21 protein-coding genes and 1 pseudogene are annotated in these 21,258 nt (G+C 51.2%); 16 read left to right on the top strand and 6 right to left on the bottom strand.

Annotated elements, in window-relative coordinates:
- Positions 1–9: 9 nt before the first annotated feature.
- The gene (gene idnR, locus A7090_RS21020; RefSeq protein WP_105275405.1) at positions 10–1,008 is read left to right on the top strand and encodes a DNA-binding transcriptional regulator IdnR; all 999 of its coding nucleotides are present in this window, start codon (positions 10–12) and stop codon (positions 1,006–1,008) included.
- 27 nt (positions 1,009–1,035) lie between these two features.
- Positions 1,036–1,125, top strand: a pseudogene (locus tag A7090_RS26775) (hypothetical protein); the annotation flags it as partial.
- Positions 1,126–1,286: 161 nt separating this feature from the next.
- Here A7090_RS26775 and lptG read toward each other — a convergent pair.
- From lptG to ytgA, 3 genes are all read right to left on the bottom strand, one after another.
- Positions 1,287–2,369 (bottom strand): LPS export ABC transporter permease LptG, encoded by a 1,083-nt coding sequence (lptG, locus tag A7090_RS21015; protein WP_105275404.1) that lies wholly within the window; start codon positions 2,367–2,369, stop codon positions 1,287–1,289.
- Entirely contained in the window at positions 2,369–3,469 is a 1,101-nt protein-coding gene (gene lptF / locus A7090_RS21010) for an LPS export ABC transporter permease LptF (RefSeq protein ID WP_105275403.1), read from the bottom strand. Before lptF ends, lptG begins: the two co-directional genes overlap by 1 nt.
- Before the next feature lie 62 nt (positions 3,470–3,531).
- Positions 3,532–3,582 carry a protein YtgA gene (ytgA, locus tag A7090_RS26770; protein ID WP_211180521.1) on the bottom strand — a complete coding sequence of 17 codons (51 nt, stop codon included), beginning with the start codon at positions 3,580–3,582 and terminating at the stop codon, positions 3,532–3,534.
- A gap of 153 nt (positions 3,583–3,735) precedes the next feature.
- Here ytgA and pepA point away from each other — a divergent pair, with 153 nt between their 5' ends.
- The 3 genes from pepA to valS all read left to right on the top strand — a co-directional run bounded on the left by pepA (position 3,736) and on the right by valS (position 8,707).
- Entirely contained in the window at positions 3,736–5,247 is a 1,512-nt protein-coding gene (gene pepA / locus A7090_RS21005) for a leucyl aminopeptidase (RefSeq protein ID WP_105275402.1), read from the top strand.
- A 161-nt stretch (positions 5,248–5,408) separates the two neighbouring features.
- Complete coding sequence (gene holC, locus A7090_RS21000) at positions 5,409–5,852, top strand: DNA polymerase III subunit chi (RefSeq protein ID WP_105275401.1); 444 nt, start codon at positions 5,409–5,411, stop codon at positions 5,850–5,852.
- The gene (valS, locus tag A7090_RS20995; protein WP_105275400.1) at positions 5,852–8,707 is read left to right on the top strand and encodes a valine--tRNA ligase; all 2,856 of its coding nucleotides are present in this window, start codon (positions 5,852–5,854) and stop codon (positions 8,705–8,707) included. The genes holC and valS overlap by 1 nt, the downstream gene beginning before the upstream one ends.
- A gap of 46 nt (positions 8,708–8,753) precedes the next feature.
- Here valS and A7090_RS20990 read toward each other — a convergent pair whose 3' ends face one another.
- A complete protein-coding gene (locus A7090_RS20990; RefSeq protein ID WP_105275399.1) occupies positions 8,754–9,941 on the bottom strand; it encodes a YjgN family protein in 1,188 nt (395 codons plus the stop codon).
- Positions 9,942–10,132: 191 nt separating this feature from the next.
- On the opposite strand from A7090_RS20990, the gene A7090_RS20985 reads away from it, so the two are divergent.
- Complete coding sequence (locus A7090_RS20985) at positions 10,133–10,636, top strand: GNAT family N-acetyltransferase (RefSeq protein WP_105275398.1); 504 nt, start codon at positions 10,133–10,135, stop codon at positions 10,634–10,636.
- A gap of 166 nt (positions 10,637–10,802) precedes the next feature.
- Here the strand turns inward: A7090_RS20985 and rraB are convergent, their stop codons facing one another.
- Positions 10,803–11,219, bottom strand: coding sequence for a ribonuclease E inhibitor RraB (gene rraB, locus A7090_RS20980; RefSeq protein ID WP_105275397.1), 417 nt, complete (start codon positions 11,217–11,219; stop codon positions 10,803–10,805).
- 161 nt (positions 11,220–11,380) lie between these two features.
- Between rraB and argF (A7090_RS20975) the strand changes: the two genes are divergently transcribed.
- The gene (gene argF, locus A7090_RS20975; protein WP_105275396.1) at positions 11,381–12,385 is read left to right on the top strand and encodes an ornithine carbamoyltransferase; all 1,005 of its coding nucleotides are present in this window, start codon (positions 11,381–11,383) and stop codon (positions 12,383–12,385) included.
- Positions 12,386–12,594: 209 nt separating this feature from the next.
- Here argF (A7090_RS20975) and A7090_RS20970 read toward each other — a convergent pair whose 3' ends face one another.
- On the bottom strand, positions 12,595–13,047 hold the full coding sequence (locus A7090_RS20970; protein ID WP_105275395.1) for a YhcH/YjgK/YiaL family protein: 453 nt from the start codon (positions 13,045–13,047) through the stop codon (positions 12,595–12,597).
- A gap of 678 nt (positions 13,048–13,725) precedes the next feature.
- On the opposite strand from A7090_RS20970, the gene arcA reads away from it, so the two are divergent.
- The 9 genes from arcA to ridA all read left to right on the top strand — a co-directional run bounded on the left by arcA (position 13,726) and on the right by ridA (position 21,194).
- Positions 13,726–14,946 (top strand): arginine deiminase, encoded by a 1,221-nt coding sequence (arcA, locus tag A7090_RS20960; RefSeq protein WP_105275394.1) that lies wholly within the window; start codon positions 13,726–13,728, stop codon positions 14,944–14,946.
- A gap of 9 nt (positions 14,947–14,955) precedes the next feature.
- The gene (gene arcC / locus A7090_RS20955; protein WP_105275393.1) at positions 14,956–15,888 is read left to right on the top strand and encodes a carbamate kinase; all 933 of its coding nucleotides are present in this window, start codon (positions 14,956–14,958) and stop codon (positions 15,886–15,888) included.
- Between the two features lie 111 nt (positions 15,889–15,999).
- Positions 16,000–17,004 (top strand): ornithine carbamoyltransferase, encoded by a 1,005-nt coding sequence (argF, locus tag A7090_RS20950; RefSeq protein WP_105275392.1) that lies wholly within the window; start codon positions 16,000–16,002, stop codon positions 17,002–17,004.
- A gap of 57 nt (positions 17,005–17,061) precedes the next feature.
- Positions 17,062–18,465, top strand: a complete 1,404-nt coding sequence (locus A7090_RS20945; RefSeq protein WP_105275391.1) for a YfcC family protein — start codon at positions 17,062–17,064, stop codon at positions 18,463–18,465.
- Between the two features lie 144 nt (positions 18,466–18,609).
- Positions 18,610–19,089, top strand: coding sequence for an arginine repressor (locus tag A7090_RS20940; protein ID WP_105275390.1), 480 nt, complete (start codon positions 18,610–18,612; stop codon positions 19,087–19,089).
- Between the two features lie 98 nt (positions 19,090–19,187).
- Positions 19,188–19,322 carry a pyr operon leader peptide gene (gene pyrL / locus A7090_RS20935; protein WP_032141493.1) on the top strand — a complete coding sequence of 45 codons (135 nt, stop codon included), beginning with the start codon at positions 19,188–19,190 and terminating at the stop codon, positions 19,320–19,322.
- 3 nt (positions 19,323–19,325) lie between these two features.
- The gene (gene pyrB / locus A7090_RS20930) at positions 19,326–20,261 is read left to right on the top strand and encodes an aspartate carbamoyltransferase (RefSeq protein WP_105275389.1); all 936 of its coding nucleotides are present in this window, start codon (positions 19,326–19,328) and stop codon (positions 20,259–20,261) included.
- Positions 20,262–20,273: 12 nt separating this feature from the next.
- Entirely contained in the window at positions 20,274–20,735 is a 462-nt protein-coding gene (gene pyrI / locus A7090_RS20925) for an aspartate carbamoyltransferase regulatory subunit (protein WP_105275388.1), read from the top strand.
- 72 nt (positions 20,736–20,807) lie between these two features.
- On the top strand, positions 20,808–21,194 hold the full coding sequence (gene ridA / locus A7090_RS20920) for a 2-iminobutanoate/2-iminopropanoate deaminase (protein WP_105275387.1): 387 nt from the start codon (positions 20,808–20,810) through the stop codon (positions 21,192–21,194).
- Positions 21,195–21,258 lie beyond the last annotated feature (64 nt).

Raw genomic sequence — 21,258 nt, 5'->3', positions numbered from 1 at the left:
GGAGAAGTTATGCGCAATCACAGAATTTCTTTACAGGATATCGCTACGCTGGCTGGCGTAACAAAAATGACCGTGAGTCGTTATATCCGCTCGCCGAAAAAAGTGGCAAAGGAAACAGGCGAGCGCATCGCCAAAATTATGGAAGAGATCAATTACATCCCTAATCGCGCTCCCGCCATGTTGTTGAATGCACAAAGTTATACCCTCGGTATCTTGATTCCGTCATTTCAAAATCAACTCTTCGCTGACATTCTCGCGGGAATAGAATCCGTCACATCTGAGCATAATTATCAGACTCTTATTGCTAATTACAATTACGATCGCGATTCCGAAGAAGAGTCGGTGATTAACCTGCTCTCTTATAACATTGACGGGATTATTCTTTCGGAAAAATATCACACCATCAGGACGGTGAAATTTCTGCGTTCAGCCTCCATTCCAGTTGTGGAATTGATGGACGTACAGGGAGAGCGGCTGGATATGGAGGTCGGATTTGATAATCGGCAGGCCGCTTTTGACATGGTGTGTACCATGCTGGATAAGCGAGTCAGGCGCAAAATTCTGTATCTCGGTTCCAAAGATGACACCCGCGATGAACAGCGTTATCAGGGGTATTGCGATGCGATGATGCTACGTAATCTTTCCCCATTACGCATGAATCCACGCGCCATCTCATCCATTCATTTAGGAATGCAGTTAATGCGTGATGCCCTTAGCGCAAACCCGGATTTAGACGGTGTATTTTGCACCAATGACGATATCGCGATGGGTGCGCTTCTGCTGTGCCGCGAGCGAAACCTCGCCGTGCCAGAACAAATTTCCATTGCGGGTTTTCATGGGCTGGAGATTGGCAGGCAAATGATCCCAAGCCTCGCCAGCGTAATTACGCCCCGTTTTGATATTGGTCGGATGGCCGCCCAAATGTTGCTGAGCAAAATTAAAAATAACGATCACAACCACAACACTGTTGACCTCGGGTATCAGATTTATCACGGTAACACCCTATAGGTTATTTTCTCTTCATGAAAGATGGGGCAGACGATGGCAAAAAGTGCTGCCCGCCAGGTGACGCATCAGATTGTACGCGGGATGTTGGGGAGTTTGCTCAGGGGGAGAAAAAGGTAAGCGAAGTGCGATTTGTCTTTGCCTGGTGCAACGCTAACACCTCTTATCAGGCCTATGCTACTGCAATATATTGAATTTGCATGATTTTATAGGCATGAATAAAGCGTACTTTGCCAACAATGTAAAAAGGGAGCTTTCGCTCCCTTTCTTCACTCATCCGGTTACGATTTTCTCATTAACAACCACAGGCTGATTAAGAAGAAACTGGCGCTTGGCAACAGTGCGCCAATGATCGGCGGGATGCCGTAAACCAACGTCAGCGGGCCGAAGATCTGGTCCAGTACGTAGAAGACAAAACCGAAGCTGATACCGGTGACCACACGCACGCCCATCGGTACGCTACGCAGTGGGCCAAAGATGAACGACAGCGCCATCAGCATCATCACCGCCACGGATAGCGGCTGGAAGATTTTGCTCCACATGTTGAGCTGATAGCGTCCGGCATCCTGACCACTCGACTTCAGATACTTCACGTAGTTGTGCAAACCACTGATGGAGAGTGCATCCGGGTCCAGCGCCACCACGCCCAGTTTGTCCGGGGTAAGGTTGGTTTTCCAGGTACCGCTCACCGTCTGCGAACCGGTTATCTGTTTTGGATTGGTCAGATCAGATTCATCAACCTGCGACAGACGCCAGACTTTATGTTCCGGGTCAAACTTCGCCGTAGCGGCATAGCGTACAGATTGCAGACGACGATTCTCGTTAAAAGCATAAATGCTGATACCGCCTAACTCTTCGTCACCTTTAACCCGCTCAATGTAGACAAAGTTGTTGCCATCTTTCGCCCATAAGCCTTGCTGGGTAGAGAGCAACGAGCCGCCGTACATCGCCTGCGCACGGTAGTTACGCGCCATCTGCTCGCCCTGCGGCGCGACCCATTCGCCAATCGCCATCGTCAGTAAGACCAGCGGAATGGCGGTTTTCATCACCGACAGCGCCACCTGCATACGGGTAAAACCAGAAGCCTGCATCACCACCAGTTCGCTGCGCTGCGCCAGCATCCCAAGACCAAGCAACGCCCCAAGCAGGGCCGCCATCGGAAAGAAGATTTGCACATCTTTCGGCACGCTCAGCAGGGTATACATTCCTGCGCCTAACGCGTCGTAACTCCCCTGCCCGGCTTTTTTCAGCTGATCGACAAATTTGATAATGCCCGACAGCGACACCAGCATGAACAGCGTCATCATGATGGTGTTGAAAATAGTTTTACCGATATAGCGGTCAAGTACGCCAAAAGGTTGCATCACACCGCTCCTTTACGCGAAAAACTGGCGCGCAGGCGGCGGACCGGCACGGTGTCCCAAAGGTTGAGAACAATCGCCAAAGCCAGATAAATCAGGTTAACGGCCCACATCCACAGCGTCGGGTCCAGCTTACCTTTACCGCCGTTCGATTTCAGGGAGGTCTGGATCAGGAAGAAAAGCAGATACAGCAGCATGGCTGGCAGCATCGACAATACGCGCCCCTGACGCGGGTTAACCACGCTCAGCGGTACGACCATAAGCGCCATCATAAAGACAGTGAATACCAGCGTGATACGCCAGTTCAGCTCTGCGCGGGCACGATCGGTGTCAGTGTTCCACAATGTACGCATGTCCATCTGGTCGGTATCATTCGGATCCAGCGCCACCGCCTGGTGACCAATGATCGCCTGATAATCCTGGAAGTCCGTAATGCGAAAATCACGTAACAGCGCAGTGCCTTCGAAGCGCGTTCCCTGGTTGAGAGTGACGACCTGAGAGCCGTCGCGCAGCTGGGTTAAATGTCCGGAATCGGCCACCACCACAGAAGGACGTGCATTACCTTTTGGTCGAATTTGCGCGAGGAACACATCTTTGAAATCGCTGCCGTCAACGCTTTCGATGAACAGCACCGAGCTGCCATTAGTCGCCTGCTGGAATTGCCCCTGTGCCAGCGCCGCCATGCCGGGATTCGCTTTCGCTTCTGCTAACACTTCATCCTGATGACGCGATGACCACGGTCCCGCCCACATGACGTTAACCGCCGCGACGATTGCCGTGAATAGCGCGAGAATCATCGCCGCTTTCACCAGAACCGCTTTGCTCAGGCCGCAGGCATGCATTACCGTAATTTCACTTTCGGTATACAGTTTACCCAGCGTCATCAGCAGCCCGAGGAACAGGCTTAATGGCAGGATAAGCTGCGCCATTTCCGGCACGCCCAACCCGAGGAGGGAGAGCACCAGATTCGCCGGAATATCGCCGTCAACCGCTGCGCCGAGGATCCTCACTAACTTTTGACAGAAGAAGATCAAAAGCAAGATGAAGAGTATCGCCAGCTGGCTTTTGAGCGTCTCCCGCACCAGATATCTTATGATTATCACTTTAAATACGCCCGTAAAAACTCGTCTTTTGCAGGATTTTAGCTTGTTTCATGGCTTAAACGTCATTTATTCTCTTGAGTCGTCGAAATCGTCGCTAAGATAATTATACTCAACGGATTCACCTCTCAGATTTTGTTCTGACGTGCCAATGCCGTAATAACGTTAAGATTAACACGAAGTCATCGCAACAGCGGACATGAGTTACGAAAGCTTGCAATTCTATCTGTAGCCACCGCCGTTGTCTTTAAGATTCAGGAGCGTAGTGCATGGAGTTTAGTGTAAAAAGCGGTAGCCCGGAGAAACAGCGGAGTGCCTGCATCGTCGTGGGCGTCTTCGAACCACGTCGCCTTTCTCCGATTGCAGAACAGCTCGATAAAATCAGCGATGGGTACATCAGCGCCCTGCTACGTCGGGGCGAACTGGAAGGAAAACCGGGGCAGACACTGTTGCTGCATCATGTCCCAAACGTGCTTTCCGAGCGAATTCTCCTTATTGGTTGCGGCAAAGAACGTGAGCTCGATGAGCGTCAGTATAAGCAGGTGATTCAAAAAACGATCAATACCCTTAACGACACGGGGTCAATGGAAGCCGTTTGCTTCCTGACTGAACTTCACGTTAAAGGGCGCAATAACTACTGGAAAGTGCGCCAGGCGGTAGAGACAGCGAAAGAGACGCTGTACAGCTTCGACCAGCTCAAAACCAACAAAAGCGAGCCGCGTCGCCCACTTCGCAAAATGGTCTTCAACGTGCCGACCCGCCGCGAGCTGACCAGCGGTGAGCGCGCGATCCAGCACGGTCTGGCGATTGCCGCCGGGATCAAGGCCGCGAAAGATCTCGGCAATATGCCGCCGAATATCTGTAACGCCGCTTACCTCGCCTCTCAGGCGCGCCAGCTGGCTGACAGTTACAGTAAGAATGTCATTACCCGCGTTATCGGCGAACAGCAGATGAAAGAACTGGGGATGCACGCTTATCTGGCGGTCGGTCAGGGTTCACAAAACGAATCGCTGATGTCGGTAATTGAGTACAAAGGCAATGCGTCGGAAGATGCGCGCCCGATTGTGCTGGTGGGTAAAGGTTTAACCTTCGATTCCGGTGGTATCTCCATCAAGCCTTCTGAAGGCATGGATGAGATGAAATACGATATGTGCGGCGCGGCGGCGGTTTACGGCGTGATGCGGATGGTCGCAGAGCTGCAACTGCCGATTAACGTTATCGGCGTGCTGGCAGGCTGCGAAAACATGCCTGGTGGACGTGCCTATCGTCCGGGCGATGTGTTAACTACCATGTCCGGTCAAACCGTTGAAGTGCTAAACACCGACGCTGAAGGCCGTCTGGTACTGTGCGACGTGTTAACTTACGTTGAGCGTTTTGAGCCGGAAGTGGTGATTGACGTGGCGACGCTGACCGGTGCCTGCGTTATCGCGCTGGGTCATCACATTACCGGTCTGATGGCGAACCATAATCCGCTGGCCCATGAGCTGATTGCTGCGTCTGAACAATCCGGTGACCGCGCATGGCGTTTACCGCTGGGTGACGAGTATCAGGAACAACTGGAGTCCAATTTTGCCGATATGGCTAACATTGGCGGTCGTCCAGGTGGGGCGATTACCGCAGGTTGCTTCCTGTCGCGCTTTACCCGCAAGTACAACTGGGCGCATCTGGATATCGCAGGAACCGCCTGGCGTTCTGGCAAGGCAAAAGGCGCAACCGGTCGTCCGGTGGCGTTGCTGGCACAGTTCCTGTTAAACCGCGCCGGATTTAACGGCGAAGAGTAATTGCATCAGGCTGTGTTGTTATTGTCGGATGCGGCGTAAACGCCTTATCCGACCTACACACAGCACTTAACTTGTAGGCCTGATAAGACGCGGCAGCGTCGCATCAGGCGCAGCGGCGTTTACCTGATGCGTATTTAAATCCACCACAAGAAGCCCCATATATGAAAAACGCGACGTTCTACCTTCTGGACAATGACACCCCCGTCGATGGCTTAAGCGCCGTTGAGCTGTTGGTGTGTGAAATTGCCGCAGAACGTTGGCGCAGTGGTAAGCGTGTGCTCATCGCTTGTGAAGATGAAAAGCAGGCTTACCGGCTGGATGAAGCCCTGTGGGCGCGTCCGGCAGAAAGCTTTGTTCCGCATAATTTAGCGGGAGAAGGACCGCGCGGCGGTGCGCCGGTGGAGATCGCCTGGCCGCAAAAACGCAGCAGCAGCCCGCGTGATATATTGATTAGTCTGCGAACAAGCTTTGCAGATTTTGCCACCGCTTTCACAGAAGTGGTAGACTTCGTTCCTTATGAAGATTCTCTGAAACAACTGGCGCGCGAACGCTATAAAGCCTACCGCGTGGCTGGTTTCAACCTGAATACGGCAACCTGGAAATAATGGAAAAGACATACAACCCACAAGATATCGAACAGCCGCTTTACGAGCACTGGGAAAAGCAGGGCTACTTTAAGCCTAATGGCAACGAAAGCCAGGACAGTTTCTGCATCATGATCCCACCGCCAAACGTCACCGGCAGTTTGCATATGGGTCACGCCTTCCAGCAAACCATCATGGATACCATGATCCGCTATCAGCGCATGCAGGGCAAAAACACCCTGTGGCAGGTCGGTACTGACCACGCCGGGATCGCTACTCAGATGGTCGTTGAGCGCAAGATTGCCGCAGAAGAAGGTAAAACCCGTCACGACTACGGCCGCGAAGCCTTCATCGACAAAATCTGGGAATGGAAAGCGGAATCCGGCGGCACCATTACCCGTCAGATGCGTCGTCTCGGCAACTCCGTCGACTGGGAGCGTGAACGCTTTACCATGGACGAAGGCCTGTCCAATGCGGTGAAAGAAGTTTTCGTTCGTCTATATAAAGAAGACCTGATTTACCGTGGTAAACGCCTGGTAAACTGGGACCCGAAACTGCGTACCGCTATTTCTGACCTGGAAGTGGAAAACCGCGAATCGAAAGGTTCGATGTGGCACATCCGCTATCCGCTGGCTGACGGCGCGAAAACCGCAGACGGTAAAGATTATCTGGTGGTTGCGACTACCCGTCCGGAAACCTTGCTGGGCGATACCGGCGTAGCCGTTAACCCGGAAGATCCGCGTTATAAAGATCTGATTGGTAAATATGTCATTCTGCCGCTGGTAAACCGTCGTATTCCGATTGTTGGCGACGAACACGCTGACATGGAAAAAGGCACCGGCTGCGTGAAAATCACTCCGGCGCACGACTTTAACGACTATGAAGTCGGTAAGCGTCATCAACTTCCGATGATCAACATCCTGACCTTTGACGGCGATATCCGTGAAAGCGCCCAGGTGTTCGATACCAAAGGTAACGAATCCGACGTTTATTCCAGCGAGATCCCGGCAGAGTTCCAGAAACTTGAGCGTTTTGCTGCGCGTAAAGCAGTCGTTGCTGCGGTTGACGCACTCGGCCTGCTGGAAGAAATTAAACCGCACGACCTGACTGTTCCTTATGGCGACCGTGGCGGCGTGGTGATCGAACCGATGCTGACCGACCAGTGGTACGTCCGTGCCGACGTGCTGGCGAAACCGGCGGTTGAAGCGGTTGAGAACGGTGACATTCAGTTTGTGCCGAAGCAGTACGAAAACATGTACTTCTCCTGGATGCGCGATATTCAGGACTGGTGTATCTCTCGCCAGCTGTGGTGGGGTCACCGCATCCCGGCATGGTACGACGAAGCGGGTAACGTTTATGTTGGCCGCAACGAAGATGAAGTGCGTAAAGAAAATAACCTCGGTGCCGACGTTGCTCTGCGTCAGGATGAAGACGTTCTCGATACCTGGTTCTCCTCCGCGCTGTGGACCTTCTCTACCCTTGGCTGGCCGGAAAATACCGACGCCCTGCGTCAGTTCCACCCGACCAGCGTGATGGTCTCTGGTTTCGACATCATCTTCTTCTGGATTGCCCGCATGATCATGATGACCATGCACTTCATCAAAGATGAAAACGGCAAGCCGCAGGTTCCGTTCCATACCGTCTACATGACCGGTCTGATCCGTGACGACGAAGGCCAGAAGATGTCCAAATCCAAGGGTAACGTCATTGACCCGCTGGATATGGTTGACGGTATAACGCTTGCAGATCTGCTGGAGAAACGCACTGGCAATATGATGCAGCCGCAGCTGGCAGACAAAATCCGCAAGCGTACCGAGAAGCAGTTCCCGAACGGCATCGAGCCGCACGGCACCGACGCCCTGCGCTTCACCCTGGCGGCGCTGGCCTCGACCGGGCGCGATATCAACTGGGATATGAAGCGTCTGGAAGGTTATCGTAACTTCTGTAACAAGCTGTGGAACGCCAGCCGCTTTGTGCTGATGAACACAGAAGGTCAGGATTGCGGTTTCAACGGCGGCGAAATGACGCTGTCGCTGGCAGACCGCTGGATTCTGGCAGAGTTCAACCAGACTATCAAAGCGTACCGCGAAGCGCTGGACAGCTTCCGCTTCGATATTGCCGCAGGCATTCTGTATGAATTCACCTGGAACCAGTTCTGCGACTGGTATCTGGAGCTGACCAAGCCGGTAATGAACGGTGGCAGCGAAGCCGAATTGCGCGGTACTCGCCATACGCTGGTGACCGTGCTGGAAGGTCTGCTGCGCCTCGCACACCCAATCATTCCGTTCATCACCGAAACCATCTGGCAGCGTGTGAAAGTGCTTTGCGGTATCACCGCCGACACCATCATGCTGCAGCCGTTCCCGCAGTACGATGCATCTCAGGTTGATGAAGCCGCACTGGCCGACACCGAGTGGCTGAAGCAGGCGATCGTTGCGGTACGTAACATTCGTGCGGAAATGAACATCGCCCCCGGTAAACCGCTGGAGTTGCTGCTGCGCGGTTGCAGTGCAGATGCAGTACGTCGCGTAAATGAAAACCGTGGCTTCCTGCAAACGCTGGCGCGTCTGGAAAGCATCACCGTGTTGCCTGCCGATGACAAAGGTCCGGTTTCCGTTACTAAGATCATCGACGGTGCAGAGCTGCTGATCCCGATGGCGGGTCTCATCAACAAAGAAGATGAGCTGGCGCGTCTGGCGAAAGAAGTAGCGAAGATCGAAGGTGAAATCAGCCGTATCGAGAACAAGTTGGCGAACGAAGGCTTTGTCGCCCGTGCACCGGAAGCGGTCATCGCGAAAGAGCGTGAGAAGCTGGAAGGCTATGCAGAAGCAAAAGCGAAACTGATTGAACAGCAGGCTGTTATCGCCGCGCTGTAATATTCTCGATGTAAACGAAGGCCGGAGCATGCTCCGGCCTTTTTAGTTAGATAAACGGCACATACGGCATAATACCGCGAGATATCCACATCAACAGACCGCTATCCTGCGGCTTGTCATCATTGGTTAACTCCAGCGAATCAAGGTCACCCTGGACATGGGTATTGTTGGCAATCCAGCTTACCATCCACATTTTTAGCCACGGATAAGCCAGGCCACAGGTGATTGAAGTACCCACTAATACCGCAAATATGCGCAAAAGCATACCAATTGCGGTGATGGATGAATGGAAACTAACAGTACCATTTGCCAGTGTCAGATTATTCAAAAACAGATTGCGTAACGTGACATAGAGATAACTGGCAAGCACAAGAATCGCGACAAAGTACAGGAAGTAGGAAGCCATAATCTGCGGGAAATATTGCAATACAAGCTCACCACCTGCATCAGCCTGCCCCAACATAGCCATCATCATTAACTGCTGGAATACTGGCACAATCATAATACCAATTACAATGATGAAAGGAACCATGGTTAATATTGCGAGCATGCATCCTTTAATGCATTCTTTTACACTTACTTTAATGGAAAACTGATGGATACCAAAAGTCGCGTTATTACCCAGTAAAGGCATCCACTTGCTGTAGGTAATACCGTGGACAACACCTAGTCCGACGACAGAAAGCAAACTTAACGCGACTAAGTTAAAGAATACCCCTCCTATCGATGTCGTCACTTGCGAAATAAGATACAGCACGAACCAAAAAGCTAACGCCAATAGAACAGGCAGACCTAACATAACCCACCATGCACGAAGCATAGAGCAGTTAAAACCAAAGCGAATACCATTCAGTGAGGTCATATTCGCCTGATACTGTAAGCTCTTCACTGCCATACACGGAATACAGCCGAGCAGGAGAACGAGCAGGAGGAAACCAAGCGCAAAGTGTTGGCCCGAAAAACAAAAAATGCTAAAAAAATAAACCACCATAATAATTGAAAAACTAACAAAAATAGCACCACCTGTTCCCTCATAACGAAATGGTTGCCCCTTGAGTGTCACATGTTGATAAATATAACGACGACACTTCACCAATGCCCACGGTCCATATATTCCCATGGTAATAATTGTCAGCAATAAATTCACAAGACAAATAAGAAAGTACTCACCCCCTTTGCCTGTGAAAACAAATGCGTGACGAGGATTATCTTTCCCGATGTTTACACCATTCATGAATCATATCCCTAAAATAATTCCATTCATATAAATAATAATCCCAGTAAATTGATACTGGCTTGCCTAGAATACGCTTTATCTCAGAGATATATGCTTAATATTTTCTGATTTATCTTCTTCTTGCACCACATAAGCGAGGGTGGTATTAAAGTGAACTATAAATCATACATTTGAAATTGAGCTATGCTATGAATGTTGTTGTTTCCCCCGCGCTCCGTTTGCGCAGACTTACCGCCGCCGATAATCCCGCCATCGCCCGCGTCATTCGTCAGGTATCCGCAGAATACGGTCTTACCGCTGATAAAGGCTACACCGTCGCCGATCCGAATCTAGACGAGTTGTATCAAGTGTATAGTCAGCCCAGTCATGCATATTGGGTGGTTGAGTACGATGGTGACGTGGTCGGCGGCGGCGGGATTGCGCCATTAACCGGGAGTGAGCCGGACATTTGCGAATTGCAAAAGATGTATTTTCTTCCGGTAATTCGCGGCAAAGGGCTGGCAAAGAAACTGGCCTTAATGGCGATGGAGCAGGCGCGAGAGATGGGTTTCAAACGCTGCTATCTGGAAACAACCGCTTTTTTAAAGGAGGCCATTGCGCTTTATGAGCATTTGGGCTTTGAGCATATCGACTATGCGCTTGGCTGCACGGGCCATGTCGATTGTGAAGTGCGGATGCTACGCGAACTCTGAAAAAATGCCAGCGAGTTCACACTCGCGGGCATTCTCACACTAACAATGTACTTTTTGTTTATGCCGGATGTGGCGTTAACGCCTTATCCGGTCTACAAATTCAATAGATTGCAGGAATGATAAGCGTAGCGCATCAGGCCATTTAGCCTTTGTCGTTAACGCTTAATTAGTGGCGAACACCGTCGTCGTCTTCATCGACAAAATCTTCATCGTCGCCGTCTTCGCCGTTAGGATCTTCAAAGTAAGTACCCCAACCGTCGTACTCAACGTCAAATTTTTCTGCCAGCGTCATCAGTTGTTCAACCTGGGCATCGATCAGATCGGCATTCAACGCGCACTCGCTGAGGATATCGCAGCAAATCACGACATCACCATCTTCCACTTCCAGCGCTTCTGGATCGGTCACTTCGTAACCGAGTTTAAACGCTTCAACCGCTGCTTTTTCCAGGGTTTCCAGATCGTCTGCGGAAAGGTGATGTTCAATGGTGTACAGCGCGTCCGGATCGCTGCCATCTTCCAGTAATTCTTCAATAATCAAACGTGTTTCTTCACGCTGTTCTTCCAGTTGTTCCGGGTTTGCCATGGCTCATTCCTCTTAATGTCCTGCCGATACTCTTATTGTCACACACCACTGACATTGCCTCCACCTTTGTGATAAAGATTTATGCTTTAGGCTTGCAAATGAATATTCATCCATATAAATTGAATTTTAATTCATTAAGGCGTTAGCCACAGGAGGGATCTATGTCCGGGTTTTATCATAAACATTTCCTGAAATTACTCGATTTCACGCCAGCTGAACTCAACAGCCTGCTGCAGTTAGCCGCGAAGCTGAAAGCCGATAAGAAAAGCGGTAAAGAAGAAGCCAAACTCACTGGTAAAAACATCGCGCTCATCTTCGAAAAAGACTCGACCCGTACCCGATGCTCTTTCGAAGTTGCCGCATATGACCAGGGTGCTCGCGTTACTTATCTTGGCCCAAGCGGCAGCCAGATTGGACATAAAGAGTCGATTAAAGATACTGCCCGCGTGCTGGGTCGCATGTATGACGGTATTCAGTATCGCGGCTATGGTCAGGAGATTGTCGAAACGCTGGCAGCATACGCTGGCGTGCCGGTATGGAACGGTCTGACCAATGAGTTTCACCCCACGCAGCTGTTGGCGGATCTCCTCACCATGCAGGAGCATCTGCCAGGTAAAGCGTTCAATGAAATGACGCTGGTATACGCTGGAGATGCACGTAATAACATGGGGAACTCAATGCTCGAAGCAGCAGCGTTGACCGGGCTGGATCTTCGTTTAGTCGCGCCAAAAACCTGCTGGCCGGAAGCATCTCTGGTCGCCGAATGCAGTGCTCTGGCACAAAAACACGGGGGTAAAATCACCTTGACGGAAGATATAGCCTCTGGGGTTAAAGGCGCAGACTTTATCTATACCGATGTCTGGGTATCGATGGGTGAGCCAAAAGAGAAATGGGTCGAGCGGATTGCTCTGCTGCGAGACTACCAGGTGAATAGCCAAATGCTGCAACTTACTGACAATCCGCAGGTGAAATTTTTGCACTGTCTGCCAGCGTTCCACGACGATCAGACTACGCTTGGCAAAAAAATGGCAGTGGAATTCGGCTTACACGGCGGGATGGAAGTCACCGATGAAGTTTTTGAATCATCGGCCAGCATCGTCTTCGATCAGGCAGAAAACCGGATGCACACCATTAAAGCGGTGATGGTCGCGACGCTCGCGCAATAATTTCTCCGGATAAAGATAAGGCCGAACCCGGCCTCAGGCTGCTGACAACGTGCGCTTTGTTCATGCCGGATGCGGCGTGAACGCCTTATCCGGCCTACAAAACATGCAATTTCAATAGATTGCAGAGATGATGTAGGCCTGATAAGCGCAGCGCATCAGGCAATTTTGCGTTTGTCATCATTCTCAGGCCGAACCCGGCCTTTTCTTGTTTAGGCCACCAGCAGTTTCACCACCGCTTTACGCACCTGCGCTGGCGCGCCAACCGCGCACAGCGGCTTATGCACTTCACCGGGATAAAAGACCACAAAGTCACCCTCATTCAGAATCACCGTTTTTTCTTCTCTTCCTTCAGGCAAAAACGCGATGTCTTTGTCTGCCAGCCAGTCGGTTTCCACTGCGTCCGCAGCCTGAGTACTGAAGGTCATCCCCTCCTGGCCCTTTAAGACAATCTGAATGTCGAGGTAGCGAGCGTGATACTCCGCACGGCGCTGTTCAAAAGGTTCAGTCATATCTTCTGAGATCAGATAAAACAAGCGGTCACCGTCAATATCATGTTTACCTTTGGCGGTTTCATCCGTGACATGCTCTTTGATATGTTCTATAGCCTGGCGCAGCTCTTGAGGTAGCCAGGATTGCAGATTGTGAATATTGCCAGCGATCATCGTAAACCCCATCAATAAAACAGCGTTTCAATTTTCTTGTTATACGAAAAAATCCACCGCCATACTACTGCTATCTGTTCATATTTTGCGTCAGCGCATGTTTATTGCTGGAATTGTTGAATGTCTGTTAATACCTGACAATGAATTATGCATTTTTTCTGCATAATTCCTGAAGTGCGTTTTACTTTCACCTTACCAACCTGTTGTTATAACTGATATTATAAGAAAAATAGTTGTCCGATCACAATTCACTTCCTTTGCATAATCGATGTTCAATACTATAGTTATTCGGGAATTAGGTTTGCAGGAAAAATAATATGGTCCACAATCCGCATAATTATTCCAGAAAATAAAAAATATCATTATAATCAATGCGTTATATTTTTGTTGTTATATGTAAAAATAAACAATCAATTAACACAAAAGAATAACCCAGCGCATAAATGCGTAGTGATTCATTTTTCAATATATTGTTTTTTTAATTTCTCAGACATCCGTCATATATTAAATAAGAAAAATCAAATATTCCGTTTGATGTGAAACACGTCACATTATCGCAGTAAATTAAATTTCATGATTCTCCTCGAAAATTAACTGAACAGTAATGACTGCAAATGTATTAATTATTTGCAGCCACCTCCTTTTTATTTCTGAAAAAATAGAGTGAAAGGTATCGTAATGGAAAAACATTATGTTGGTTCTGAAATTGGTCAATTGCGCAGTGTGATGCTGCATCGCCCTAATCTCAGCCTAAAACGCCTCACGCCATCAAACTGTCAGGAGTTGCTGTTTGATGATGTTTTGTCGGTTGAGCGCGCGGGGGAAGAACATGACATTTTTGCCAACACGCTTCGCCAGCAGGGTGTGGAAGTCTTGTTACTCACTGATTTATTGGCGCAAACTCTCGATATCTCTGAAGCGAAAAACTGGCTGCTGGAAACGCAAATCTCCGATTACCGATTGGGTCCCATCTTTGCTACCGATGTCCGCGCCTGGCTTGCGGATATGCCGCACCGGGAACTGGCGCGCCATTTAAGCGGCGGCCTGACCTACGGTGAAATTCCCGCCTCGATTAAAAATATGGTGGTTGATACTCACGATATTAATGACTTTATTATGAAGCCATTACCCAACCATTTATTTACCCGTGATACTTCCTGTTGGATATATAACGGCGTCTCCATTAACCCAATGGCAAAACCTGCCCGCCAGCGTGAAACTAATAACCTGCGCGCTATTTATCGCTGGCATCCACAATTTGCCGATGGCGAATTCATTAAATATTTCGGCGATGAAAATATTAATTATGACCACGCCACTTTAGAAGGCGGCGACGTCCTGGTGATTGGGCGCGGTGCGGTGCTGATTGGCATGTCCGAGCGCACCACGCCGCAGGGAATCGAGTTCCTCGCTCAGTCGCTGTTTAAAAATCGCCAGGCCGAGCGGGTTATTGCCGTTGAACTCCCCAAACACCGTTCCTGTATGCACCTCGATACCGTGATGACCCACATCGATATCGACACCTTCTCCGTCTATCCGGAAGTGGTTCATCAGGATGTGCAGTGCTGGACCATCACCCCGGACGGACGCGGCGGCCTGAAGCGCGCCCAAGAGAGCACGCTGGTTCACGCCATCGAGAAAGCGCTCGGCCTCGATCAAGTCCGCTTAATCACCACTGGCGGCGACGCCTTTGAAGCGGAACGCGAACAGTGGAACGACGCCAACAACGTCCTCACGCTGCGCCCCGGCGTTGTGGTCGGTTACGAGCGCAACATCTGGACCAACGAAAAATATGACAAAGCCGGTATCACCGTACTGCCCATTCCCGGTGACGAACTGGGACGCGGGCGCGGCGGCGCACGCTGCATGAGTTGCCCACTGGAACGCGACGGAATTTAAGGAACTGACATGGAAAACAAACCGACTCTGGTTGTCGCACTGGGTGGCAATGCGCTGCTCAAACGCGGTGAACCGTTAGAAGCTGATATTCAACGTAAAAACATTGAGTTAGCCGCAAAAACCATCGCACAGCTTACCCAGCAGTGGCGGGTTGTGCTGGTACACGGTAACGGTCCGCAGGTTGGCCTGCTGGCATTACAGAACAGCGCTTATGACCGTGTCACGCCTTATCCGCTCGATATTCTCGGCGCGGAAAGCCAGGGAATGATCGGCTACATGCTGCAACAGGCGCTGAAAAATCAGCTACCGCAGCGGGAAATCAGCGTCCTGCTCACTCAGGTGGAGGTCGATGCCAACGATCCGGCATTTCGCAACCCCACCAAATATATCGGACCGATTTATGACGAAGCCCAGTCCCGCACGTTAGAAGCAGAAAAAGGGTGGATTTTCAAAGCGGACGGTAAAGCTTTTCGCCGCGTGGTTCCTTCGCCGCAACCAAAACGGATTGTCGAGCGCGATGCGATCCAGGCGCTGATTGCCCGCGATCACCTGGTTATCTGCAACGGCGGCGGCGGTGTTCCAGTGGTGGAGAAAGTGGACGGTTATCACGGCATCGAGGCGGTGATCGATAAAGACCTCTCTGCTGCGCTGCTCGCCAGCCAGCTCCACGCCGATGCTCTGCTGATCCTCACTGATGCCGACGCGGTGTATCTCGACTGGGGTAAACCCACACAGCGTCCGCTGGCGCAAGTGACGCCGGAACTGCTGAGCGAAATGCAATTCGATGCCGGTTCGATGGGACCGAAGGTCACCGCCTGCGCCGACTTTGTCAGCCGCTGCCGGGGAATTGCCGGTATTGGTTCGCTGACCGACGGGCCAGACATTCTCGCCGGTGACAAAGGCACGTTGATTCGACTCGAAACCGCCAACGCTAACGTTTAGGACTTTTTTGCCAGACGGCGGCTTCGCCTTATCCGGCCTACCGCAGGCGCATAACCGTAGGCCTGATAAGTGCAGCACCATCAGGCAATTCATTTTAACAAGGATACTCTAATGGCTATTTTACTGAAAAATCGTAACTTTCTGAAACTACTTGACTACACCCCGGCAGAAATCCAGTACCTGATCGATCTGGCAATCGAACTGAAAGCCGCGAAAAAAGCCGGACGCGAGAAGCAAACGCTGGTGGGTAAAAACATTGCGTTGATCTTCGAAAAAACCTCTACCCGCACCCGCTGCGCTTTTGAAGTAGGCGCATTCGATCAGGGCGCACAGGTCACTTACCTTGGGCCGAGCGGCTCGCAAATTGGCCACAAAGAGTCGATGAAAGATACCGCCCGTGTGCTGGGACGGATGTATGACGGTATCGAATACCGCGGCTTTAGTCAGCAGATTGTCGAAGAACTGGGGCAGTACGCTGGCGTGCCGGTCTGGAACGGCCTGACCGACGAATTCCACCCCACGCAAATCCTCGCGGATCTGATGACTATGCTGGAACACTCTCCAGGTAAGACGTTGCCGGAGTTGAGCTTCGCCTACCTGGGCGACGCCCGTAACAACATGGGTAACTCGCTGATGGTTGGCGCAGCGAAGATGGGGATGGATATCCGCCTGGTGGCACCGAAATCCTTCTGGCCGGATGACGCGCTGGTTGCCGAATGCCGCAATATCGCCAGCATCACCGGGGCGCGCATCACGCTGACGGAGGATGTTGAAGAAGGCGTGTATGACGTGGATTTCCTCTACACCGATGTCTGGGTCTCGATGGGGGAACCGAAGGAAGCATGGTCAGAGCGCGTCAGTCTGATGACCCCTTATCAAATCAACCAGAAAGTTCTCAACGCCACCGGCAACCCTGACGTGAAATTTATGCACTGCCTGCCCGCCTTCCACAACGAGCACACCAAAGTGGGCCGTGAAATCGAGGCGGCTTACGGACTAAGAGGACTGGAAGTGACTGAAGACGTTTTCGAGTCCACTCATTCCATCGTGTTCGACGAAGCGGAAAACCGCATGCACACCATTAAAGCGGTCATGGTGGCGACGCTCGGAGACTAACCCTGCCGGGCATGCGTCGCCTGGCGGCGTATGCCCTTGATATCTGGAGAGAACACTATGGGCAAATTCAAATTTCCCACCGCGTATACCATCCTGTTTATTCTCATCGCGTTGATTGCTGTGATGACCTGGATTGTCCCGGCAGGAAAATACCAGATGGCGATGAACACCACGCTGGGTAAAGAAGTTCCGGTAGCGGGCACCTACGCCCCGACAGAAGCGCATCCACAAGGGATTACCGCCGTCCTGCTGGCACCGATTGACGGACTGTATAATCACGAAACCTATACCGCAGGTGCGATTGACGTTGCGCTGTTTGTGTTGATCATCGGTGGCTTTCTGGGCGTGATGAATAAAACCGGCGCGATTGACGCAGGCATTGAACGCGTGACGGTCAGGCTCAACGGCAAAGAAGAGTGGATGATCCCGATCCTGATGGGCCTCTTTGCCGCTGGTGGGACGATTTACGGGATGGCAGAGGAGTCGCTCCCCTTTTATACGTTGCTCGTTCCGGTGATGATGGCGGCACGTTTCGATCCACTGGTTGCTGCCGCTACCATTCTGCTCGGCGCAGGCATTGGTACGCTCGGCTCTACCATCAACCCATTTGCAACGGTTATTGCCGCTAACGCCGCCGGGATACCCTTCACCCATGGCATGCTGTTGCGCGTGATTTTACTGGTCGTCGGTTATGTTATCTGCGTGGTGTGGGTGATGCGCTATGCGCGCAAAGTACGCAGTAACCCGGAATTGTCGATTGTGGCAGACAAAATGGAGGAGAATCGCGCCCATTTTCTTGGCAACCGTTCCACCACCATGCTTGAGTTCACCGCCACCCGCAAATGGATCCTCGGACTTTTCGCTATCTCGTTCGCCATTATGATTTATGGCGTAGCGGTGCTGGGCTGGTGGATGGCAGAGATCTCCGGTGTCTTTCTGGCGGCAGCAATCGTAGTTGGCATCATTGCCAGGATGGGGGAAGAAACATTTACCAGCACGTTTATTGACGGCGCGCGGGATCTGCTAGGGGTAGCGTTGATTATCGGCATCGCTCGCGGCATTGTGGTCGTCATGGATAACGGCATGATTACCCATACTATTTTGCATAGTGCTGAGAATCTGGTTTCCGGTCTCTCAACCAGCATTTTCATCAACGTTACATACTGGCTGGAAGTTCTGCTCTCCTTCCTGGTGCCCTCTTCATCCGGGCTTGCGGTATTGACGATGCCGATCATGGCACCACTGGCAGATTTCGCCCATGTGCAAAGGGATTTGGTGGTAACGGCGTATCAGTCAGCTTCCGGGGTTGTGAATTTGATAACCCCCACATCTGCGGTCGTGATGGGCGGTCTGGCTATCGCCCGCGTTCCTTACGTGCGTTATCTGAAATGGGTCGCACCGCTGCTGCTGTTGCTGACGTTGCTGAACATGATTGTTCTGAGCGTTGGCGCCATGCTGTAGCGTCAATGGCCGCCTGACCGGGCGGCCTTTTTTGATCGACCTCTTACTTTCCTGCAAAACCGCCCGATTGATCCGTCCTCAATGCGACAAACGTGAATCATTTCGCCAGTCCATTGATATCAATGATAAAGATAAGGTGCATTTATGAAGGAATACGGTGATTACTCCGCCAAAGAGCAGCAGCAACTGGCGGTCTGTCAGCGCCTGATTAGCGAAAAAAGTTATCTTTCTCAGGAAGAGATACGTCGCGACCTGCAAAGCCTGGGTTTCGAGAGCATCAGTCAGTCGACGGTTTCACGCCTGCTGAAATTGCTCGGTGTCATAAAAATAAGAAATACGAAAGGACAAAAAATTTATTCCGTGAGTCCACAGTTGCGCCCCGCGCCAGATGCCGCCCGTTCGATTGCGGAAATGGTGGTCAGCGTGGAGCACAATAGTGAATTTATCCTTATCCACACTGTCGCCGGATATGGCCGCGCGGTCGCCAGAATTCTTGACTATCACGCTTTGCCAGAGATTCTTGGGGTGGTTGCCGGTAGCAGTATTGTCTGGGTTGCTCCTCGCGTGGTTAAACGGACGGGGCTGGTTCATAAGCAGATAAATTACTTGCTAAAAATGAATTAATATTCATGCAAACCGTTTGCGATGAATAAAATGAGCATAAACCGCTTGATCCAAAACAGAGGCTGAGTATAATGCCGAACAATTTGCCGGGAGGATGTATGGTTCAGTGTGTTCGACATTTTGTCTTACCGCGTCTGAAAAAAGACGCTGGCCTGCCGTTTTTCTTCCCGTTGATCACCTATTCCCAGCCCCTCAATCGAGGGGCTTTTTTTTGCCCAGGCGTCAGGAGATAAAAGATGGCTAATCCGCTATATCAGAAACATATCATTTCCATAAACGACCTTAGTCGCGATGACCTTAATCTGGTGCTGGCGACAGCGGCGAAACTGAAAGCAAACCCGCAACCAGAGCTGTTGAAGCATAAAGTCATTGCCAGCTGTTTCTTTGAAGCCTCTACCCGTACCCGCCTCTCTTTCGAAACGTCCATGCACCGTCTGGGGGCCAGCGTGGTGGGCTTCTCCGACAGCGCCAATACATCACTGGGTAAAAAGGGCGAAACGCTGGCCGATACCATTTCGGTTATCAGCACCTACGTTGACGCGATAGTGATGCGTCATCCGCAGGAAGGTGCGGCGCGCCTGGCTACCGAGTTTTCCGGCAATGTACCGGTGCTGAATGCCGGTGATGGCTCCAACCAACATCCGACGCAAACCTTGCTGGATCTGTTCACCATTCAGGAAACACAGGGGCGTCTGGACAATCTCCACATTGCAATGGTCGGTGACCTGAAATATGGCCGCACCGTTCACTCCCTGACCCAGGCGTTAGCGAAGTTCGACGGCAACCGTTTTTACTTCATCGCCCCAGATGCGCTGGCAATGCCGCAATACATTCTGGATATGCTCGATGAAAAAGGGATCGCCTGGAGTCTGCACAGCGCCATTGAAGAAGTGACGGCAGAAGTCGATATTCTGTATATGACCCGCGTGCAAAAGGAGCGTCTGGACCCGTCCGAGTACGCCAACGTGAAAGCGCAGTTTGTTCTGCGCGCCAGCGATCTCCACAACGCCAAACCAAATATGAAAGTGCTGCATCCACTGCCGCGCATTGATGAGATTGCCACTGATGTGGATAAAACACCGCACGCCTGGTACTTCCAGCAAGCAGGCAACGGAATTTTCGCTCGCCAGGCGTTACTGGCACTGGTTCTGAATCGCGATCTGGTACTGTAAGGGGAAATAGAGATGACACACGATAATAAATTGCAGGTTGAAGCTATTAAACGCGGCACGGTAATTGACCATATCCCCGCCCAGATCGGTTTTAAACTGTTGAGTCTGTTCAAGCTGACCGAAACGGATCAGCGCATCACCATTGGTCTGAACCTGCCTTCTGGCGAGATGGGCCGCAAAGATCTGATCAAAATCGAAAATACCTTTTTGAATGAGGATCAGGTGAACCAACTCGCGCTGTATGCGCCGCAAGCCACGGTAAACCGTATCGACAACTATGAAGTGGTCGGCAAATCACGCCCCTGCTTGCCGGAGCGCATTGATAATGTGCTGGTCTGCCCGAACAGCAACTGTATTAGTCATGCCGAACCGGTTTCCTCCAGCTTTGCAGTGAAAAAACGCGCCAATGACATCGCACTCAAATGCAAATACTGCGAAAAAGAGTTTTCCCATAATGTGGTGCTGGCCAATTAATTGCGGTTGGTAATAAAAGTCTGGCTCCCTATAATGAGCCAGACTTTTTACCGCAGTAATAAAGGAGAAATCATGAGCAAAACTATCGCGACGGAAAATGCACCGGCAGCTATCGGACCTTACGTTCAGGGCGTTGATCTGGGCAATATGATCATCACCTCCGGTCAGATCCCGGTAAACCCGAAAACGGGCGAAGTACCGGCAGACGTCGCTGCACAGGCACGTCAGTCGCTGGATAACGTAAAAGCGATCGTGGAAGCGGCCGGCCTGAAAGTGGGCGACATCGTTAAAACCACCGTGTTTGTGAAAGATCTGAACGACTTCGCAACCGTAAACGCCACTTACGAAGCCTTCTTCGCTGAACACAACGCCACCTTCCCGGCACGTTCTTGCGTTGAAGTTGCCCGTCTGCCGAAAGACGTGAAGATTGAGATCGAAGCGATCGCTGTTCGTCGCTAATCTCTACTGAAAGATAATCCAGGCATCGTGCCTGGATTATCTGACTCAACCACGGAGGGTTGAA

The organism is Escherichia sp. MOD1-EC7003 (assembly GCF_002965065.1).
Classification (GTDB): Bacteria; Pseudomonadota; Gammaproteobacteria; order Enterobacterales; family Enterobacteriaceae; genus Escherichia.
This window is presented reverse-complemented; position numbering and strand designations above follow the sequence as displayed.

Bases quoted from the DNA above. Each gene is read 5' to 3' on its own strand.
- pyrL (WP_032141493.1), top strand. From the start codon at position 19,188: ATGGTTCAGTGTGTTCGACATTTTGTCTTACCGCGTCTGAAAAAAGAC.
- valS (WP_105275400.1), top strand. From the start codon at position 5,852: ATGGAAAAGACATACAACCCACAAGATATCGAACAGCCGCTTTACGAG.
- A7090_RS20990 (WP_105275399.1), bottom strand. From the start codon at position 9,941: ATGAATGGTGTAAACATCGGGAAAGATAATCCTCGTCACGCATTTGTT.
- arcA (WP_105275394.1), top strand. From the start codon at position 13,726: ATGGAAAAACATTATGTTGGTTCTGAAATTGGTCAATTGCGCAGTGTG.
- lptG (WP_105275404.1), bottom strand. From the start codon at position 2,369: ATGCAACCTTTTGGCGTACTTGACCGCTATATCGGTAAAACTATTTTC.
- A7090_RS20985 (WP_105275398.1), top strand. From the start codon at position 10,133: ATGAATGTTGTTGTTTCCCCCGCGCTCCGTTTGCGCAGACTTACCGCC.
- pyrB (WP_105275389.1), top strand. From the start codon at position 19,326: ATGGCTAATCCGCTATATCAGAAACATATCATTTCCATAAACGACCTT.
- argF (WP_105275392.1), top strand. From the start codon at position 16,000: ATGGCTATTTTACTGAAAAATCGTAACTTTCTGAAACTACTTGACTAC.
- rraB (WP_105275397.1), bottom strand. From the start codon at position 11,219: ATGGCAAACCCGGAACAACTGGAAGAACAGCGTGAAGAAACACGTTTG.
- argF (WP_105275396.1), top strand. From the start codon at position 11,381: ATGTCCGGGTTTTATCATAAACATTTCCTGAAATTACTCGATTTCACG.
- A7090_RS20945 (WP_105275391.1), top strand. From the start codon at position 17,062: ATGGGCAAATTCAAATTTCCCACCGCGTATACCATCCTGTTTATTCTC.
- A7090_RS20970 (WP_105275395.1), bottom strand. From the start codon at position 13,047: ATGATCGCTGGCAATATTCACAATCTGCAATCCTGGCTACCTCAAGAG.
- ridA (WP_105275387.1), top strand. From the start codon at position 20,808: ATGAGCAAAACTATCGCGACGGAAAATGCACCGGCAGCTATCGGACCT.
- holC (WP_105275401.1), top strand. From the start codon at position 5,409: ATGAAAAACGCGACGTTCTACCTTCTGGACAATGACACCCCCGTCGAT.
- arcC (WP_105275393.1), top strand. From the start codon at position 14,956: ATGGAAAACAAACCGACTCTGGTTGTCGCACTGGGTGGCAATGCGCTG.
- pyrI (WP_105275388.1), top strand. From the start codon at position 20,274: ATGACACACGATAATAAATTGCAGGTTGAAGCTATTAAACGCGGCACG.
- idnR (WP_105275405.1), top strand. From the start codon at position 10: ATGCGCAATCACAGAATTTCTTTACAGGATATCGCTACGCTGGCTGGC.
- A7090_RS20940 (WP_105275390.1), top strand. From the start codon at position 18,610: ATGAAGGAATACGGTGATTACTCCGCCAAAGAGCAGCAGCAACTGGCG.
- pepA (WP_105275402.1), top strand. From the start codon at position 3,736: ATGGAGTTTAGTGTAAAAAGCGGTAGCCCGGAGAAACAGCGGAGTGCC.